This is a genomic window from Streptomyces sp. NPDC053755, assembly GCF_040677675.1.
In the GTDB taxonomy this organism is placed as follows: Bacteria; Actinomycetota; Actinomycetes; order Streptomycetales; family Streptomycetaceae; genus Streptomyces.
In genome coordinates, this window is record NZ_JBFASK010000039.1 from 21,750 (window position 1) to 40,242 (window position 18,493).

General features: G+C 71.3%; 16 protein-coding genes. 2 read left to right on the forward strand and 14 right to left on the reverse strand.

Going from position 1 to position 18,493, the window contains the following annotated elements:
• The 12 genes from secD to pgsA all read right to left on the reverse strand — a co-directional run bounded on the left by secD (nt 1) and on the right by pgsA (nt 11,118).
• Nucleotides 1-1,773 (reverse strand): protein translocase subunit SecD, encoded by a 1,773-nt coding sequence (gene secD / locus AB0K65_RS27900; RefSeq protein WP_365721236.1) that lies wholly within the window; start codon nt 1,771-1,773, stop codon nt 1-3.
• 144 nt (nt 1,774-1,917) lie between these two features.
• Nucleotides 1,918-2,394 carry a preprotein translocase subunit YajC gene (yajC, locus tag AB0K65_RS27905; protein WP_365721238.1) on the reverse strand — a complete coding sequence of 159 codons (477 nt, stop codon included), beginning with the start codon at nt 2,392-2,394 and terminating at the stop codon, nt 1,918-1,920.
• A 165-nt stretch (nt 2,395-2,559) separates the two neighbouring features.
• Nucleotides 2,560-3,639, reverse strand: coding sequence for a Holliday junction branch migration DNA helicase RuvB (gene ruvB, locus AB0K65_RS27910; protein WP_365721240.1), 1,080 nt, complete (start codon nt 3,637-3,639; stop codon nt 2,560-2,562).
• Between the two features lie 75 nt (nt 3,640-3,714).
• Entirely contained in the window at nt 3,715-4,347 is a 633-nt protein-coding gene (gene ruvA, locus AB0K65_RS27915; RefSeq protein WP_365721242.1) for a Holliday junction branch migration protein RuvA, read from the reverse strand.
• Nucleotides 4,344-4,913 carry a crossover junction endodeoxyribonuclease RuvC gene (gene ruvC, locus AB0K65_RS27920; RefSeq protein ID WP_365721244.1) on the reverse strand — a complete coding sequence of 190 codons (570 nt, stop codon included), beginning with the start codon at nt 4,911-4,913 and terminating at the stop codon, nt 4,344-4,346. The genes ruvA and ruvC overlap by 4 nt, the downstream gene beginning before the upstream one ends.
• A 152-nt stretch (nt 4,914-5,065) precedes the next feature.
• Nucleotides 5,066-5,818, reverse strand: coding sequence for a YebC/PmpR family DNA-binding transcriptional regulator (locus tag AB0K65_RS27925; RefSeq protein WP_365721246.1), 753 nt, complete (start codon nt 5,816-5,818; stop codon nt 5,066-5,068).
• A gap of 62 nt (nt 5,819-5,880) precedes the next feature.
• Nucleotides 5,881-6,471 carry a pyridoxal 5'-phosphate synthase glutaminase subunit PdxT gene (gene pdxT, locus AB0K65_RS27930; protein WP_365721248.1) on the reverse strand — a complete coding sequence of 197 codons (591 nt, stop codon included), beginning with the start codon at nt 6,469-6,471 and terminating at the stop codon, nt 5,881-5,883.
• A 6-nt stretch (nt 6,472-6,477) separates the two neighbouring features.
• On the reverse strand, nt 6,478-7,401 hold the full coding sequence (gene pdxS / locus AB0K65_RS27935) for a pyridoxal 5'-phosphate synthase lyase subunit PdxS (protein ID WP_365721250.1): 924 nt from the start codon (nt 7,399-7,401) through the stop codon (nt 6,478-6,480).
• Between the two features lie 121 nt (nt 7,402-7,522).
• On the reverse strand, nt 7,523-8,065 hold the full coding sequence (locus AB0K65_RS27940) for a hypothetical protein (protein WP_365721252.1): 543 nt from the start codon (nt 8,063-8,065) through the stop codon (nt 7,523-7,525).
• A 214-nt stretch (nt 8,066-8,279) separates the two neighbouring features.
• On the reverse strand, nt 8,280-9,443 hold the full coding sequence (locus tag AB0K65_RS27945) for a glycosyltransferase family 4 protein (RefSeq protein ID WP_365721254.1): 1,164 nt from the start codon (nt 9,441-9,443) through the stop codon (nt 8,280-8,282).
• Nucleotides 9,440-10,447: a phosphatidylinositol mannoside acyltransferase gene (locus AB0K65_RS27950; protein ID WP_365721256.1), complete on the reverse strand. Its 1,008-nt coding sequence runs from the start codon at nt 10,445-10,447 to the stop codon at nt 9,440-9,442. The genes AB0K65_RS27945 and AB0K65_RS27950 overlap by 4 nt, the downstream gene beginning before the upstream one ends.
• Nucleotides 10,444-11,118, reverse strand: coding sequence for a phosphatidylinositol phosphate synthase (gene pgsA / locus AB0K65_RS27955; protein WP_365721258.1), 675 nt, complete (start codon nt 11,116-11,118; stop codon nt 10,444-10,446). The genes AB0K65_RS27950 and pgsA overlap by 4 nt, the downstream gene beginning before the upstream one ends.
• Nucleotides 11,119-11,373: 255 nt before the next feature.
• Here pgsA and AB0K65_RS27960 point away from each other — a divergent pair, with 255 nt between their 5' ends.
• Together AB0K65_RS27960 and AB0K65_RS27965 are read left to right on the forward strand one after the other, a co-directional pair.
• Nucleotides 11,374-13,581: an elongation factor G-like protein EF-G2 gene (locus tag AB0K65_RS27960; protein WP_365721260.1), complete on the forward strand. Its 2,208-nt coding sequence runs from the start codon at nt 11,374-11,376 to the stop codon at nt 13,579-13,581.
• Between the two features lie 414 nt (nt 13,582-13,995).
• Nucleotides 13,996-15,654 carry a hypothetical protein gene (locus AB0K65_RS27965; RefSeq protein ID WP_365721262.1) on the forward strand — a complete coding sequence of 553 codons (1,659 nt, stop codon included), beginning with the start codon at nt 13,996-13,998 and terminating at the stop codon, nt 15,652-15,654.
• A gap of 21 nt (nt 15,655-15,675) precedes the next feature.
• Here the strand turns inward: AB0K65_RS27965 and AB0K65_RS27970 are convergent, their stop codons facing one another.
• Complete coding sequence (locus AB0K65_RS27970; RefSeq protein ID WP_365721264.1) at nt 15,676-16,242, reverse strand: HIT domain-containing protein; 567 nt, start codon at nt 16,240-16,242, stop codon at nt 15,676-15,678.
• A 178-nt stretch (nt 16,243-16,420) separates the two neighbouring features.
• Entirely contained in the window at nt 16,421-18,397 is a 1,977-nt protein-coding gene (gene thrS, locus AB0K65_RS27975; RefSeq protein WP_365721266.1) for a threonine--tRNA ligase, read from the reverse strand.
• Between the last annotated feature and the right edge of the window lie 96 nt (nt 18,398-18,493).

Consider the following 18,493-nt stretch of genomic DNA (forward strand, 5'->3'; position numbering starts at 1 on the left):
TCACGCCTCCTTCGGGTCGGTGGGGGCGGAGACACGGCGGGAACGTCGCAGCGGAGGCTTGGCGCCGAGCCGCTTCGGGTCCAGGCCGGACCATGCGTGGCCCTCGCCGAAGAACTTCGTGCGCGCGAGGAGCGTCATGACCGGCTTGGTGAAGAGGAACACCACGACCACGTCGAGCAGGGTGGTCAGGCCGAGCGTGAACGCGAAGCCCTGGACCTTGCCGACCGTCACGAGGAACAGCACGGCGGCGGCGAGGAACGACACGAAGTCGGAGACCAGGATCGTGCGACGGGCACGGGGCCAGGCACGCTCCACGGCCGGGCGCAGCGAGCGGCCCTCGCGGATCTCGTCACGGATGCGTTCGAAGTAGACGATGAACGAGTCCGCGGTGATACCGATGGCCACGATCGCGCCACAGACGGCCGGCAGGTTCAGCGCGAAGCCGATGGCCGGGCCGAGCAGCGCCATGATCACGTACGTCAGGATCGCCGAGGCGAGAAGGCTGAGCAGGGCGATGAGCGACAGGCCGCGGTAGTAGACCACGAGGTAGATGACGACCAGGGCCAGGCCGATCGCACCGGCGATCAGGCCGGCCTCCAGCTGCTCGCCACCGAGCGCGGCGGTCACGGTCGTGACGCTCTGGGTGTCGAAGGAGAGCGGGAGCGCGCCGTACGACAGGATGTTGCCCAGGTCCTGCGCGGACTTCTGGGTGAAGCTACCGGAGATCTCGGCGTTGGCGCTCAGCGCGGTGCGCACCGACGGGGCGGAGACGACCTCGCCGTCCAGGACGATCGCGAACTGGTTCTGCGGCTCCTGCTGCGTGGACAGCTTGCTGGTGATCTTCTGGAACTTCTTGGAGCCACTGTCCGTGAACTCCATGTTGACGATCCACATGCCGCGCTGCTGGTCGAAGACGCCCTGGGCCTCGTCGACGTCCTTGCCGTCCACCTCGGCGGGGCCGAGGATGTACTTCTCCCACTGCCCGATGGAGTTCTTGCCACAGGCGACGATGGTGTCGGCGGGCTTGGCGTTCTTGTTGGCGGCGCTGCGCTGCTTGGCGTCGAGGCAGTTCAGCGCGGTGAACTTCTTCTCGAGCGCGGAGGTCGCGGCGTCCGGCGTCTGCGACGGCTGCGGGGTCGCGGCCGGGTCGGGCTTGCCGGAGGCGGAGCCGCTCGGCGTCGGGGTCGGGCTCGGGGCCTTGAGGGCCTCGGAGACCGCGCGGCCCTGGGTGGAGGCACTCGACGACGGGGTGGCCGTCTTCTCGTCCTTCTTGCCCTCGTCCTTGCCCTTGTCCGCCGCCGACCCGGAGGCCGTGGGCTTGGGAGCGGTGGTCGACGGGCTGGGGTTCGGCGCCGGCTGCTCGGAGGGCGCGTAGGTCAGGACCGGCCGGAAGTAGAGCTGGGCGGTGGTACCGACCTGCTCACGCGCGTCCTTCTCGTCGACACCCTTGGGGATGTTGACGATGATGTTCTCGCGGCCCTGGGTCTGGACCTCGGCCTCGGAGACACCCAGACCGTTGACACGACGCTCGATGATGCCGACCGCGGTGTTCATGTTGGTCTCGTTGACGGCGTCTTCCTTGCCGGGCTCGGCCTCCGCCTTGAGCGTGATCGAGGTTCCGCCCGCCAGGTCGATGCCCAGACGCGGCGTGGTGTGACCCGACCAGAACATTCCGCCCGTGAGCGCGACCATGGCGATCAGGATCAGTGCCAGGGCACGCCCCGGCCTCCCCTGTCCCCCCGCCGGCCTTCGGCCCTTCTTCGGTGCTGCCACCTTGTCGTTTCTCCCTGTCCAACCGTTCCGCGCCGGGTGTGCGCGTACGGCCACGAAGTGTGTGTGGGGACCTGCCCCCGCAGACGTGCAACCGTGCCGGGGACCGCGGACGCCGGTGGGCGTCCTCTCGGTCCCCGGTCGCGACTACTTCCCGTCCGCCTCGCCGTCGGCCTTGGCGTCCTTCTTGACCTCGGCGTCGGCCTCGGCCTCGTCCGCCTTCTTGGTCAGGTCGGTCTTGGCCTCCCCCGAGACCTCCACGGCGTCGTGCTCGGCGTCCTCGGCGGACTCGGTCAGCGAGGAGGCGTCGTCGGGCACGACAGTGGCGTCGGCCTCCGGCTCGTCACCGTGGACGATCCGGTTGTACTCCTCGTCGGCGAGGACCGCACCGATCGCGTTCTTGGCGTAGACGGCGTGCACGCCGGGCGCGACCTCGAGGAGGACGGTCTCGTCACCGACCTCCTTGACGGTGGCGTACATCCCCCCGATCGTCCGTACGCCGGTGCCGGGCTGCATCTGGTTACGCATCTCCGCCGCCGCCTGCTGCTTCTTCTTGGCAGAGCGGGTCATCAGGAACATGGCCCCGATGAGGACGATGAAGGGGAGGAGGGTCACGATACTCACGGGACGGGTTTCCTTCGCACGGACGCGGAGAAACCGCGGCCTGATCTTCGGGGGTGGGCGTGCCGACCAGAAAGGTCGGCATCGGCGGAGTCTAGGCGAGTCCGCATCGATGGAACAACGTCCAGCATCGCACCGCGGTTCCTCGACCGGCGAGTCTCCGCGCCGTCACGCCCCGAAGAGCCCCTGTTGTCCGCTTCCGGCCGCTCCCGGGGCCGCTGCCTGCGGCGGGACCAGTCCGAGATGCGTCCATGCCGCGGGGGTGGCGACCCGGCCACGGGGCGTGCGGGCCAGCAACCCCTCGCGTACGAGGAAGGGCTCGGCGACCTCCTCGACGGTCTCGCGCTCCTCGCCGACCGCGACGGCGAGGGTGGACAGGCCGACCGGTCCGCCGCCGAAGAGCTTCAGCAGGGCCTGCAGGACGGCCCGGTCGAGCCGGTCGAGGCCGCGGCTGTCCACTTCGTAGACGCCGAGGGCGGCCGCCGCGATGTCGCGGGTGATCACGCCGTCCGCCCTGACCTGGGCGTAGTCGCGGACGCGGCGCAGGAGGCGGTTGGCGATGCGGGGCGTGCCCCGGCAGCGGCCGGCGATCTCGGCGGCGCCCGCGGTGTCGATCTCGACGTCGAGGAGGCCGGCGGAGCGGTGGATCACGCGCTCCAGCTCGGCCGGTTCGTAGAACTCCATGTGCCCGGTGAAGCCGAAGCGGTCCCGCAGCGGCGGCGGGAGGAGTCCGGCCCGGGTGGTCGCCCCGACCAGGGTGAAGGGGGGCAGTTCGAGCGGGATGGCGGTGGCGCCGGGGCCCTTGCCGACGATCACGTCGACGCGGAAGTCCTCCATCGCCATGTAGAGCATCTCCTCGGCGGGCCGGGACATGCGGTGGATCTCGTCGAGGAAGAGGATCTCCCCCTCCTGGAGGGAGGAGAGGATCGCGGCGAGGTCGCCGGCGTGCTGGATGGCGGGGCCGGAGGTGATGCGGATCGGCGCGTTCATCTCCGCGGCGATGATCATCGAGAGGGTGGTCTTCCCGAGGCCGGGGGCCCCGGAGAGCAGGACGTGGTCGGCGGTCGCGCCGCGCTGACGGGCCGCCTTCAGCACCAGGTCGAGCTGCTGGCGGACCTTCTCCTGGCCGACGAACTCGGCGAGGTCCTTGGGGCGCAGGGCCGCCTCGACGGCCTGGTCGTCGCCCTCGGCGGCGGCGTCGACGATCCGCTCCTCGGCGGCCGGTGCCGTGTCGTCGTCCCAGTTCACGTGTCTGCCTTCTCGGTCTTCTCGGTGCGGTGCGGGTGCGGGGGCGTACGGGGGCGGTGCCGCGGTCCGGCGGTGCTAGCGGGCGCGGTTGAGCGTCTGGAGCGCGGCGCGCAGCAGCTGCGGGACGGGGGCGGAGCCGGATTCGGCGAGGGCGGCCTCGGCCTGCGGGGTGACCGCGGCGACGGCGTCCTCCGCCTCGCGGCTGGCATAGCCCAGGCCGATGAGCGCGGCCGACAGCTGCTCCGTCCACGGGGCCGGTCCGGAGGCGGCGGCGCGCTGGGCGCCGACGAGGCCGCCGGTGCCGAGCGGCCGGCCCAGCTTGTCCTTCAGTTCGAGGAGGAGCTTCTGGGCGCCCTTCTTGCCGATGCCGGGGACGGCGGTGAGCGCCTTCTCGTCTCCGGTGGAGACGGCCAGCCGCAGCGCGTCGGGGCTGTGCACGCCGAGCATGGCCTGGGCCAGGCGCGGGCCGACGCCGCTGGCGGTCTGGAGGACCTCGAAGACCTGCCGCTCGTCGTCGTCGGCGAAGCCGTACAGGGTGAGCGAGTCCTCCCGCACCACCAACGACGTGGCCAGACGGGCTTCCTGACCGATCCTCAGCTCGGCGAGGGTGCTCGGGGTGCACTGGACGGCCATGCCCACACCGCCGACCTCGATGACCGCGGTGGTGGGGGCGAGCGCGGCGACGGGGCCGCTGACGAAGGCGATCATCGGGTACGGCCTTTCGCGGTGCGCGGAGCGGAGGGCGATGCGGTGGAGTGAGCGGCGGCGTGCAGGGCCACGGCCTGCTGGAGGCGGTTCTGCGCGGGGGCCCGCCAGATGTGGCAGATGGCCAGGGCGAGCGCGTCGGCCGCATCGGCCGGCTTGGGCGGGGCCGCGAGCCGCAGGAGGCGGGTCACCATGGCCCCGACCTGGGCCTTGTCGGCCCGCCCGCTGCCGGTGACGGCGGCCTTGACCTCGCTGGGAGTGTGCAGGGCGACGGGGATCCCGCGACGGGAGGCGCAGAGCATGGCGACGGCGCTGGCCTGGGCGGTCCCCATGACCGTGCGGACGTTGTGCTGGCTGAACACCCGCTCCACGGCGACCAGTTCGGGTGAGAAGCGGTCGAGCCACTCCTCTATGCCACGCTCGATGCCGACCAGCCGTACGCCGATGTCCGCGTCGGCGGCCGTCCGCACCACGCCCACGCCGAGCATGGTGAGGGGCCGGCCCGCGACACCTTCGACGACGCCGACGCCGCACCGGGTCAGGCCCGGGTCCACCCCGAGAACGCGCACCTCAGTCCCTCCCCGCACTGTCGTTCCGCCTCAGACTACGTCCGGGGGTTCCCCGGTTCGCGCAGGCTATCGGCTCGCACTGACAACGCCCCGCGAACAGCGGCGGGCCGACGGGAGTGTGTCCCCGTCGGCCCGCCGAAGACGGCCCGCCGTCAGGCGTCGACCTTCTCCATGACCTCGTCGCTGACGTCGAAGTTGGCGAAGACGTTCTGCACGTCGTCGCTGTCCTCGAGCGCGTCGATCAGCTTGAAGATCTTGCGCGCGCCCTCTTCGTCGAGTTCGACCTGCATGGTCGGGACGAAGTTGGAGTCGGCGGAGTCGTAGTCGATGCCGGCCTCCTGCAGGGCGGTGCGCACGGCGACCATGTCGGTGGCCTCGCTGATCACCTCGAAGCTGTCGCCGAGGTCGTTGACCTCCTCGGCGCCCGCGTCGAGCACCGCGCCGAGGACGTCGTCCTCGCTCAGCTCACCCTTGGGGAGGACGATGACGCCCTTGCGGTTGAACAGGTACGAGACCGAGCCCGGGTCCGCCATCGAGCCGCCGTTGCGGGTCATGGCGACGCGGACGTCGGAGGCGGCGCGGTTGCGGTTGTCGGTGAGGCACTCGATGAGCACCGCGACGCCGTTCGGGCCGTAACCCTCGTACATGATCGTCTCGTAGTCCACGCCGCCGGCCTCGAGGCCGCCGCCGCGCTTGACCGCGGAGTCGATGTTCTTGTTCGGGACGGAGCTCTTCTTCGCCTTCTGGATGGCGTCGAAGAGCGTCGGGTTGCCGTCGATGTCGGCACCGCCGGTACGCGCGGCGACCTCGATGTTCTTGATCAGCTTCGCGAAGAGCTTGCCGCGCTTGGCGTCGATCACGGCCTTCTTGTGCTTCGTCGTAGCCCATTTAGAGTGGCCGGACATCTGCCTGTCTCCTTCGCGTAACCCATTACTGAACGAACCCCAGAGATCCTACCGGGATCGTGTCACCGCGCCGCGCGCACCATGTCGACGAACAGGGCGTGGATGCGGTGGTCCCCGGTGAGCTCCGGGTGGAACGAGGTCGCGAGGGCCCGCCCCTGGCGCACGGCGACGATGTGACCGTCGTGCTCGGCGAGGACCTCCACCTGCGCGCCGACGGACTCGACCCAGGGGGCGCGGATGAAGACGCCCTCGACGGGACCGTCCTCGATGCCGCGGACCTCGACGCCGGCCTCGAAGGACTCGTTCTGCCGCCCGAACGCGTTGCGGCGGACGATCATGTCGATACCGCCGAAGGTCTCCTGGCCCGAGCGCGGGTCGAGGATCTTGTCGGCGAGCATGATGAGCCCGGCGCAGGTGCCGTAGACCGGCAGGCCGGCGGCGATGCGCTCGCGCAGGGGGGCCGTCAGGCCGAACAGCTCGGCCAGCTTGGAGATGGTGGTGGACTCGCCGCCGGGGATGACCAGGCCGTCGACCTCGGCGAGCTCTTCGGGGCGCCGGACCGGCCTGGCCACGGCGTCAGCCGCGGCCAGGGCGATCAGGTGCTCCCGTACGTCGCCCTGGAGAGCCAGGACACCGATCACAGGAGTGTTCATGGGGTCTTACCAGCCGCGGTTGGCGTAGCGCTCGGACTCGGGGAGGGTGTCGCAGTTGATGCCGACCATGGCCTCGCCCAGGTTGCGGGAGGCGTCCGCGATGATCTTCGGGTCGTCGTAGAAGGTGGTGGCCTTCACGATGGCGGCGGCGCGCTTGGCCGGGTCGCCGGACTTGAAGATGCCGGAGCCGACGAAGACGCCCTCGGCGCCGAGCTGGCGCATCAGCGCGGCGTCGGCGGGGGTGGCGACACCACCGGCGGAGAACAGCACGACCGGCAGCTTGCCGAGCTCGGCGACCTCCTTGACCAGCTCGTACGGGGCGCGCAGGTCCTTGGCGGCGGCGAACAGCTCGTTGTTGTCGTAGCCGCGCAGGCGGGCGATCTCGTTCTTGATCTGGCGGAGGTGGCGGACCGCCTCGACGACGTTGCCGGTACCGGCCTCGCCCTTGGAGCGGATCATGGCCGCGCCCTCCGCGATGCGGCGCAGGGCCTCGCCCAGGTTGGTGGCGCCACAGACGAACGGCGTGGTGAAGGCCCACTTGTCGGAGTGGTTGACCTCGTCGGCCGGGGTGAGCACCTCGGACTCGTCGATGTAGTCGACGCCGAGGGACTGCAGGACCTGCGCCTCGACGAAGTGGCCGATGCGGGACTTGGCCATGACCGGGATGGACACGGCGCCGATGATCTCTTCGATCATGTTCGGGTCGGACATGCGGGCCACGCCGCCGTCCTTGCGGATGTCCGCGGGGACCCGCTCCAGGGCCATGACGGCCACGGCACCGGCGTCCTCGGCGATCTTCGCCTGCTCGGCGTTGACCACGTCCATGATCACACCGCCCTTGAGCTGCTCGGCCATGCCGCGCTTGACGCGGGAGGTGCCAATCGCCGACGACTCAGCGGACGGGTTGCTGTTGGGAAGCGTGGTGGACACAGGGACCTCACTCGAGAAAGCGGTGTGGAGACAAGACGAGGAAACAGGCCACCTGCGGTCCACAGCAAGGGCCAATGTGGAGCCCGTGGATCGTTTTCGTTGCATTCCCAGGCGAGGGGGGTCAGGTCGGGCGATCGGCAAGGGCCACGGGCGGCTCGTCGTCCATTTCGAAGGCCAGCGGGAAGGGGGCGTGGCCCGCGAGACGGAACCAGCGGACCGTACGGTGACGGCGCAGCGCACGGGCGGCGCGCACGGAGTCGTTGTGGAACCTGCGGGCCATCGGGACCCTGCGCACGGCCGCCGCGAGTTCGCCGGCGGCCTCCTCGCCGCCCGGGGCCTCCCGTACGACCTCGACCTGCTCGGGCTCGCCGAAGACGGCCCGCAACGCCTGGCTCAGCTCGCTCTCGGCGACCTCGCGGTGGTCCTCCTCGGCCTGGCGGGCGGCGTGGGCCGCTTCGTAGAGCACGATCGAGGCGGCCGGGTCGAGCACCCCGGAGGTGGCCAGTTCCTGGGTGACCGAGGCGCGCCGCAGCAGCTGGGCGTCGAGGGCGGCGCGGGCGGCGTCGAGCCGGGAGTGCAGCCGGTCGAGCCGCCCGGCGGTCCAGCTGAGGTACAGGCCGATCGCGATGAGCGCGACGACGGTCCAGATCAGGGTTACGGTCACGGGCGCACAGGCTACCGGGGCGGCGGGCCTCCCCTCCCGAGGGCGTGGTCACGGGAGACCGGGCTCCGCCGGCCCTTGGTACCGCAAGGGCCGGCCGGGACGCCGGACACGGCCGGGAGAGACCGCCCGGAACCCGGCCCACGGGAACCGCCCCGAACCCGGCCCGAGGGAACGCCCCGGCACGGACGGGCCGTGCCGGGAGAACCCCGGCGGATCAGTCCCGGGCCGCCAGGCCGAAGCGGGCCCGCAGGCCGGTGCGCTCGTCCGCGGCCACCGACGCCGCGCCGTCCGTCACCGTCTCGTACACGGCCAGGATGTCCGCGCCCACCGTCGACCAGTCGAAGCGCCGTACGTGCGCGCTCCCCCGGGCCCTGAGTTCCTTGCGCCGCTCCTCGTCCCCGAGCAGCCGGACCGCCGCGTCCGCCAGCGCGTCCGCGTCCTCGTTGGCGAACAGTTCGCCGGCCCCGCCCTGGTCGAGGACCTGCGCGAACGCGTCGAGGTCGGAGGCGAGGACCGGCGCGCCGGCCGACATCGCCTCGACCAGGATGATCCCGAAGCTCTCGCCGCCGGTGTTGGGCGCGACGTACAGGTCGACACTGCGCAGCAGGCGTGCCTTGTCCTCGTCGCTGACCATGCCGAGGAACTCGACCCGCGCGCGCATCTCCGCCGGGAGACCGGCCACGGCCTCCTCCTCGTCGCCGCGCCCCGCCACGACGAGCCGTGCTCCGGGCCGCTCCGTGAGGATCCTCGGCAGGGCCCGCATCAGCACGGGCAGCCCCTTGCGGGGCTCGTCGATCCGCCCGATGAAGCCGAGCGTCTCGCCCTGCCACTCCTTCTTCGGCTCGGCGCGCGCGAAGAAGTCGACGTCGACGCCGTTGGGGATGACGACCGCGTCGCCGCCCAGGTGCTCGACGAGGGTCCGCCGCGCGTACTCGCTCACCGCGATCCGCGCGCTGATCTTCTCCAGCGCCGGCTGGAGGATCGGATACGCGGCGATCATCGCCCGCGAGCGCGGGTTGGAGGTGTGGAAGGTGGCCACGATCGGCCCCTGAGCCGCCCAGCAGGTCAGCAGCCCCAGCGACGGGGAGGCCGGCTCGTGGATGTGGATGACGTCGAAGGTGCCCTCGTGCAGCCAGCGGCGCACGCGCGCGGCCGACAGGAAGCCGAAGTTGAGCCGCGCCACGGAGCCGTTGTACGGCACGGGAACGGCCCGGCCGGCCGAGACGACGTACGGCGGGAGCGGTGTCTCGTCGTCGGCGGGAGCGAGCACCGACACCTCGTTCCCGAGGCGGATCAGATGCTCGGCCAGGTCGCGGATGTGGAACTGGACGCCGCCCGGCACGTCCCACGAGTACGGGCAGACGATGCCGATCCTCACGCGCTCCGCTCCCCGCGCGGGCCGTCGCCCCGGTGGTCGCCGGAGCCCCGCTCGTCGGAGCCCCGGCCGTCGGCACGGTCGCCGCCGGGCTCTTCGGCACGCTCGTCGAGATCCGCGAGCCACAGTCGTTGCAGCATGTGCCAGTCCTCCGGGTGGTCGGCGATGCCGGTGGCGAAGGCGTCGGCCAGCGCCTGTGTCATCACGGACGTCTTCTCGGCCCGCGTGCCTGTCTCGGGCACGGCGACGGGCGCGTGCACCCGCCCCTTCATGACCGCCGAGTCGTCGTACCAGAGCGTCACGGGCATCAGCAGGGCGCCGGTCTGCTGCGCCAGCATCGCCGGACCGGCCGGCATCCGTGCCGTCTCGCCGAAGAACGAGACCTCCGTACCGGACGCCGACAGATCGCGGTCGGCGACCAGGCAGATCAGACCGCCGGCCCGCAGGCGGCGCGCCAGTATGCCGAAGGCGGCGCCGCCCGTGTGGGGCAGGACCTCCATGCCCAGGGACTCGCGGTAGGCCACGAAGCGGTCGTACAGCGTCTCCGGCTTGAGCCGTTCGGCGACCGTGGTGAACGGCACCCCGAGGTGCCGGGTCACCCACACGCCCGCCAGGTCCCAGTTGGCCAGGTGCGGCAGGGCGACGATGACACCGCGCCCGGAGGCGAGCCCGTCCTTCAGATGGTGGACGTCCTCGATGTCGACGCCGCTTCCGACCCGCTCCTTGCTCCAGGCCGGCAGCCGGAAGGACTCCATCCAGTACCGCATGTAGGAACGCATGCCGGCCTTCGACAGCGCGGCGAGCCGCTCCGGCGTGGCGTCGGGCACCACGCGCGCGAGGTTGGACTCCAGCCGCAGCACGCTCGGGCCCCGCCGCTTCCAGGCGATGTCGGCGATCCGCCGGCCGAGCCCGACCGCGACCGGCTCGGGCAGCTTCCTGACCGTCGCCCAGCCGAGCCCGTACAGCCCGTCGGTCAGCCGGTCCCGCAGGTCCGTGGCACCGCTCACGACGTCGCCTCGCTCCCCCGGCCGGCGCCCGCGTCACCGCGGGCGTCCGCCTCCGCCGACTCCCGCCGTACGGTCACGACCCGCTGCCCCAGCGTCACCGCCGAGCCGACGGCCACGATCCACAGCGCGATCGGCAGCAGGACGTCGACGCCGGGCACGCCGAACGCGTGCAGTCCGGCCAGGCCGGCCGCGACCAGCGAGATCACCAGGCGCTCGGCCCGCTCGATGAGGCCGTTGACCGCGACCGGCAGGCCGATCGATTCTCCTCGGGCCTTGGTGTACGACACGACCTGACCGCTGGCCAGGCAGAAGATGGCGACCGCGCACAGCACGTCGTCGTCGCCGGTACCCGCGTACCAGAGCGCGAAGCCGCCGAAGATGGCGCCGTCGGCGACCCGGTCGAGCGTGGAGTCGAGGAACGCCCCCCAGCGGCTGGAGATGCCGGCCTGCCGGGCCATGTTGCCGTCGACGAGGTCGGAGAAGACGAAGAGGGTGATGACGATCGTGCCCCAGAAGAACTCTCCCCGGGGGAAGAAGACCAGTGCACCCGCCATCACACCGGCCGTGCCGATGAGTGTGACCGCGTCGGGGCTGACGCCCCGGCGGAGCAGAAACGCGGCGAACGGTGTGAGGACACGCGTGAAGAATGCACGCGCGTACTTGTTCAGCATGGCCTTCCCGACGTTCGGTGGGCCGCGCGGCCCCAACGACCACCGGCTCGCCCATCGTAGCCAGGACCGTGGCGCCGTACCGTCGGGCACCCGGTCCGCCGCGTCACGTACGACGTATGGACGCATCGTGACGTCGGTGCAAAGCTCGAAGGACAACCCGCGGGCGTCGCCGGAGCTGCACGCGAAGCACCGTCCGCCGCGCCCCCTCCCCACGCCCGCGCCCGCCTCACCGTGCAAGCGATCGGGAGGAACACCATGGGCGACAAGGCGAACGCACACTCCGGGGCCGCCGGCAGGGCGCCGACGGCCGACCGGCCCTCGGCCGTACGGAACGTGGTGCTGGTCGGCCACAGCGGATCGGGAAAGACCACCCTCGTCGAGGCCCTCGCGCTGACCGCCGGAGCGGTCAACCGGGCCGGACGCGTCGAGGACGGCGGGACGCTCTCCGACCACGACGAGATCGAGCACCGCCAGCAACGCTCCGTACAGCTCTCCCTCGTCCCGGTGGAATGGGGCGGGTGCAAGATCAACCTTCTCGACACCCCCGGATACGCCGACTTCGTCGGAGAGCTGAGGGCCGGTCTGCGCGCGGCGGACGCGGCCCTCTTCGTCGTCTCGGCGGCCCAGGAGGCCGACGCCGTGGCGAGCTCGACCCGCATGGTCTGGGAGGAGTGCGCGGCCGTCGGCATGCCCCGCGCCATCGTGGTCACGCACCTGGACACGGCCCGCACCGGCTTCGCCGAGCTGACAGAGGTCTGCGGGCGGATCTTCGGCGGCGACGACCCCGACGCGGTGCTCCCGCTCTATCTGCCGGTCCACGGTGCCGAAGCCCCCGACGGCCACGCCCCGGCCACCGGCCTGATCGGGCTGCTGTCGGAGAAGATCTTCGACTACGCAGGCGGCGAGCGGCGCGAGATCCCGCCCGACGAGGACCGGCGGCCGCTCATCGCCGAGGCACGGGCCCGCCTCATCGAGGGGATCATCGCGGAGAGCGAGGACGAGTCCCTCATGGACCGCTATCTCGGCGGCGAGGAGATCGACCTCACCACCCTGACCGACGACCTGGAGAAGGCCGTCGCCCGGGGCACCTTCCACCCGGTGCTCGCCGCCGCGCCCGCCGCCGCCGGCGCGAAGCAGGGGCTGGGCACCGTCGAGCTCCTGGAGCTGATCACCAGCGGCTTCCCCACCCCTCTGGAGCGTGAGGTCCCCGCCGTCACCACCCCCGACGGCGAGCCCCGGCCGCGGATGACCTGCGACCCGGACGGCCCGCTCCTCGCCGAGGTGGTCAAGACCGCCTCCGACCCCTACGTCGGCCGGATCTCGCTGGTGCGGGTCTTCTCCGGCACCCTGCGGCCCGACCGGACCGTCCACGTCTCGGGGCACGGTCTGACCGACCGGGGACACGAGGACCACGACGTCGACGAGCGGATCGGCGCGCTGACCTCCCCCTTCGGCAAGCAGCAGCGGCCGCTCGACGCCTGTGTGGCGGGCGACCTGGCCTGTGTCGCCAAGCTCGGCCGGGCGGAGACCGGGGACACCCTCTCGGCCAAGGAGGACCCGCTCCTGATGGAGCCGTGGACGATGCCCGACCCGCTCCTCCCGCTCGCGATCGAGGCGCACAGCAAGGCCGACGAGGACAAGCTCTCCCAGGGCCTGGCGCGGCTCGTGGCCGAGGACCCGACCATGCGCCTGGAACAGAACCAGGACACCCACCAGGTGGTGCTGTGGTGCCTCGGCGAGGCCCATCGCGAGGTCGCGCTCGAACGGCTGCGCAATCGCTACGGGGTCCAGGTCGACGCCGTCCCGCACAAGGTCTCGCTCCGGGAGACCTTCGGCGGCCCTTCGGCCGGGCGTGGCCGGCACGTCAAGCAGTCCGGCGGCCACGGCCAATACGCCATCTGCGAGATCGACGTCGAGCCCCTGCCCCCGGGCAGCGGCATCGAGTTCGTCGACAAGGTGGTGGGCGGCGCCGTGCCGCGGCAGTTCATCCCATCCGTGGAGAAGGGCGTGCGGGCCCAGGCGGCGCGGGGCGTGGCGGCCGGGTACCCGCTGGTCGACGTGCGGGTCACCCTGCGCGACGGCAAGGCCCACTCGGTCGACTCCTCGGACGCCGCCTTCCAGACGGCGGGTGCGCTGGCGCTGCGGGAGGCGGCCGCCGAGGCGAGCATCCAGCTTCTGGAGCCGGTCGCGGAGGTCCAGGTCCTCGTCCCCGACGAGTACGTGGGTCCGGTGATGAGCGATCTGTCGGGGCGACGCGGCCGGGTCGTCGGTACGGAGCAGGCGGGGCAGGGGCGCACGGTGGTGCGCGCCGAGGTCCCGGAGATCGAGATGGGCCGGTACGCCGTCGACCTGCGGTCCGTCTCGCACGGCACCGGCCGCTTCGACCGTTCGTACGCCCGTCATGAGGCGATGCCGCCGCCGGTGGCGCACAAGCTCCGCGAACAGGCGGGCGCCGAGGCGTAGTCGACCGCGCCTGCCCCCGAGCCGGCGGCCGGTCAGGCCCGGGCCGACGGTGGGAAAGGGAGGCCGGCGGACGGGCCGGCGTGGAGCCCGGTGTGCAGGCGGGCCGGTGTTTCGGGCGGCGCCGGGCCGTGCGGCCCCGGCCCGGACGCCGCTCGGCGGCGGGCCGGGGCGGAGCGGCCGCCGGCCCGCCCGTCGTCCGGGCGGACGCTTGTCGCCCTCGGCCGTCGTCCGACCGCCGGTGCCGCCCGCGGAACTCCCTTCCGGTCGACGGCATCCGGCCGTCCGTGCCCGGTTCCGTGACGCATCCGCCGGTACCCGGTTACGCTGTGGTGCCCAGCTCAGAAGGTGTGCGGGGCGCGGTAGTTGGGAACAGGCCGCAGAGGAACACGCGGTGGACCACGCGGGCACGCGGCGATGGGGGCGGCAGTGACGATCGGCAGTTTCGGACCCGGGGCGCAGATCCCCCTCCAGGGCTCGGACGGACAGACGGCGGCGACGCATGCCCTCGCCTCCGCCGCGTATCGCGACGGTCCGGTCGAGGAGATCCTCAAGGCCAACAACGAGTGGCACCAGTCCAAGGTGACCGAGGGCAAGTGGAACAAGCTCTTCCGGCCGGACCTCGGCGAGGCGTTCTCGCGCGCGGTGCAGGTGCGGATGCTCGGCGGCGCCCGCAAGGCGCTCGTCCAGTCCTTCGGCACCGAGCCCCAGCCGGTGGTCGAGCACTGTCTGGCCGCCACCCGCATCCGTAAGCAGCGCGACACCAGGCTGACCCTGGTCACCTTCCTCTTCGGCATCGTCTTCCTGCCCGGCCTGCTGCTCTGGCTCGGGGTGATCCAGCTGCGCCGCATGGTCTCCGGCACGGAGAACCGGCGGACCGGTGCCGTGGGGACGGCCCTGCTGCTGGGCGCCGGTCTGCTGGCCGCGCTGGTCCTGTTCAAGCTGCCGTTCGGCGGCGTCCTGTCGATCTACCTCCGGGCCATGATCGTGGCCCCGGTCATCGGCTGGTTCCTCGCCAAGCGGATCTGCGAGTCGACCGCCAGGGACCTGCGGGCCCGCTGGGACGGCCTGCTCAGCGGCGGTGGCATCGGGGCCCGGATCCCGGAGGCGGTGCCCGGCGACCCGAGCGAGAAGGCGGCCGAGGACCTCCGCCAGAACCTGGAGAAGCTGACCGCCGAGCAGCACTCCAACGTCGTCTTCTACGCCGGCCCCAAGGGAATACTGGGCATGGGGACCCGCTGGGGCAGCTGGACCCTCGCCGAGGAGCTGGTGCCCAAGGACGGCCGGGAGATCCACGACTTCCGCGCCTGGGACGTCGTACGCAAGATCCATGACGAGCTGTCGCTGATGGAACGGGGCTCCCTCAAGACCGGTTTCCCCAAGCCGACCGTCAAGCACTGGATCGTGTCGCCCGTCGGCGAGGGCGCCGACGAGGTCGCCCGCCCCGAGGGCGACAACATCGTGCACTTCCAGGTCAAACCGCACGAGATACAGCGCATCTGCAACGACCAGCAGTTCGGCAGCGGGAACCGGCACTACCTCGGCGTGCAGTTCACCCTCTGGGACGGTCAGCTCGTCCTCACGATGATGATCACGGTCACGTCGTTGCTGCACACGCTGCGGGTCGAGGTCACCGGCCATGCGCTGGGGCCCGTCCACTCGCTCTTCACCACCAAGCCCAAGGCGAAGACGAAGGAGGTCTCCAAGACCGTCCGGTTCTGGGAGACCCGGGAGATCCAGCTGCCGCTCATCGAGACCGACGAGGTGGTGCGCCTCGCGGTCCGGGCGCCGCTGACGTGGTTCCCGCCGGTCCTGGACTTCCTCGGTGGCAAGCTCGTCCTGCCGGAGCCGTTCGGTCTGCGGCACGCCTGGGCGGCGCAGCCCTGGCGCCACCGCTTCATGGCCGACGACGCCATCCGCGCCGCGACCCCGGTGATGCGCGCGGTCCACGCCGCGACCATCAGGGTGCTGGACGACCACGGGGTGGACACGGAGCGCTTCACCAACCGCTCGCTGATCCTGAGCGGCACCGTCCAGGAGCCGGGCCCGAAGAAGGCGGACGTCTACGACGCGTGAGGACCGCGAGCCGCGGCCGGCCTACCGGGAGGAGGCCGGCCAGGCATCGGCGAGCATCTTGCGGGTGTCGGCGAGGAGCTGCGGAAGCACCTTCGTGTGCCCCACGACCGGCATGAAGTTGGTGTCGCCACCCCAGCGGGGCACCACGTGCTGGTGCAGATGGGCGGCGATTCCGGCGCCCGCGACCGAGCCCTGGTTCATGCCGATGTTGAAGCCGTGCGCACCGGACGCGGACCGCAGCGCGATCATCGCGCGCTTGGTGAACTCGCCGAGTTCGGCGGTCTCCGCGGCGTCCAGCTCCGTGTAGTCGGCGACGTGCCGGTAGGGCACGACCATCAGGTGGCCGCCGTTGTACGGATAGAGGTTGAGCACGGCGTACACCTGCTCGCCCCGCGCGATCACGAGCCCGTCCTCGTCCGACATGGCCGGAATCGAGCAGAAGGGACAGCCGTCCCCGGCCCCCGGCCCGGTCGGCTTGTTCTCTCCCTGGATGTACGCCATCCGGTGGGGCGTCCACAGGCGCTGGAACGCGTCCTGCGTCCCCACTCCGATCTGCTGCTCCGGCTCAATCGTCATGCTGTGCAGCATATTGCTTCGCCCGTTCGGAAGAAGTCGGCGGGGCGAGGATCCGGTGAGCGCGGCAAGGCCCCCGGGAGCGTCCCCCGGGGGCCTCCCGCCCCTGCCGGACGCGGGCGACGGCCGGATTCCGGCCCGAGATGCCGTCCGGGCGCCGGGGCTGGTGTCGGCCCCGGCGCCCGGCCGGGCGTCAGACCTGGACCCGCTCCTCGACGACCTTGGCGATCTTGGCGATGGCCTCGTCGCGCGGGATGCCGTTCTCCTGCGAGCCGTCGCGGTAACGGAAGGAGACGGTGCCGGCCGCCATGTCCTCGTCCCCGACGATGATCATGAACGGAACCTTCTGCTTCTGCTGGTTCCTGATCTTCTTCTGCATGCGGTCCGAGGAGGCGTCCACCTCGACCCGCAGGCCCTTCCGCTTCGCCTCGGCGGCGAACTCCTGCAGGTAGTCGACGTGCGCGTCGCCGATCGGGATGCCGACCGCCTGCACCGGCGCCAGCCACGGGGGCATCGCGCCCGCGTAGTGCTCGAGGAGCACCGCGAAGAAGCGCTCGATCGAGCCGAAGAGCGCACGGTGGATCATGACCGGGCGCTGCTTGGTGCCGTCCGGGCCGGTGTACTCCAGGTCGAAGCGCTCCGGCAGATTGAAGTCGAGCTGCACGGTGGACATCTGCCAGGTGCGGCCGATGGCGTCGCGCGCCTGCACGGAGATCTTCGGGCCGTAGAAGGCGGCGCCGCCCGGGTCGGGGGTCAGCGGGAGGCCCTGCTTCTCGGCCACCTGCTGGAGGACCGCGGTGGCCTCCTCCCAGACCTCGTCGGAGCCGACGAACTTCTCCGGGTCCTTGGTGGACAGCTCCAGGTAGAAGTCGGTCAGGCCGTAGTCGCGCAGCAGGTTGAGCACGAAGGTGAGGGTGCGGTCGAGCTCCTCGGCCATCTGCTCACGGGTGCAGTAGATGTGCGCGTCGTCCTGGGTGAAGCCGCGGGCACGGGTCAGACCGTGCACGACGCCCGACTTCTCGTACCGGTACACGGTGCCGAACTCGAAGAGGCGGAGGGGCAGTTCACGGTAGGAACGTCCCCGCGCGTCGAAGATCAGGTTGTGCATCGGGCAGTTCATGGGCTTGAGGTAGTAGTCGGTACCACCGTCGAGCTGCATGGGGGGGTACATGCCCTCCGCGTACCAGTCCAGGTGGCCGCTCTTCTCGAAGAGGGCGCCCTTGGTGGCGTGCGGGGAGTAGACGAACTCGTATCCCTCCTCCTCGTGCCGGCGGCGCGAGTAGTCCTCCATAGTCCGGCGGATGATGCCGCCCTTGGGGTGGAAGACGGCGAGGCCGGAGCCGATCTCGTCCGGGATGGAGAAGAGGTCGAGCTCGTTGCCGAGCTTGCGGTGGTCGCGCTTCTCGGCCTCGGCGAGGAAGTCGAGGTGCGCCTTCAGCTCCTCCTTCGAGGGCCAGGCGGTGCCGTAGATCCGCTGGAGCATCGGGTTCTTCTCGCTGCCGCGCCAGTAGGCGGCGGCGTTGCGCATGAGCTTGAACGCCGGGATGTTCCGGGTGGTGGGCAGGTGGGGACCGCGGCAGAGGTCCTTCCAGCACAGCTCGCCGGTCTTGGCGTCGAGGTTGTCGTAGATGGTCAGCTCGCCGCCGCCCACCTCGACGTTCGCGCCGTCGTCGGACGAGGCGGACCCCTTGATGCCGATGAGCTCCAGCTTGTACGGCTCGTCGGCGAGCTCCTCGCGGGCGGCCTCGTCGGTCACCACACGGCGGGAGAAGCGCTGGCCCCTCTTCTGGATCTCCTGCATCTTCTTCTCGACGGCCTTGAGGTCCTCGGGGGTGAAGGGCCGCTCGACGTCGAAGTCGTAGTAGAAGCCGTCACGGACCGGCGGGCCGATGCCCAGCTTGGCCTCGGGGAAGAGTTCCTGCACGGCCTGCGCCATCACGTGCGCGGTGGAGTGGCGCAGGATGTCGAGACCGTCCGGGGAGGAGATCTCGACGGACTCGACGACATCGCCGTCCCTGACCTCGTAGGAGAGGTCCTTCAGCTCGCCGGCGACCCGGGCGGCGATCACCGACCGGTCCTCGGCGAACAGGGCGCCGGCGGTGGTGCCCGCGCTCACCGCCCGATCCTCGGCTCCTGAGGCGGACTGGACGGTCACACGGACATCAGACATGGTGCTCCATACATCGGGGCGCGGGCAGATACGAAGTGCCGGCGCCGGCGGTGCGCGGCAGAGACGAGGTGCCGCGTCGCCGTCGATCGTACCGAG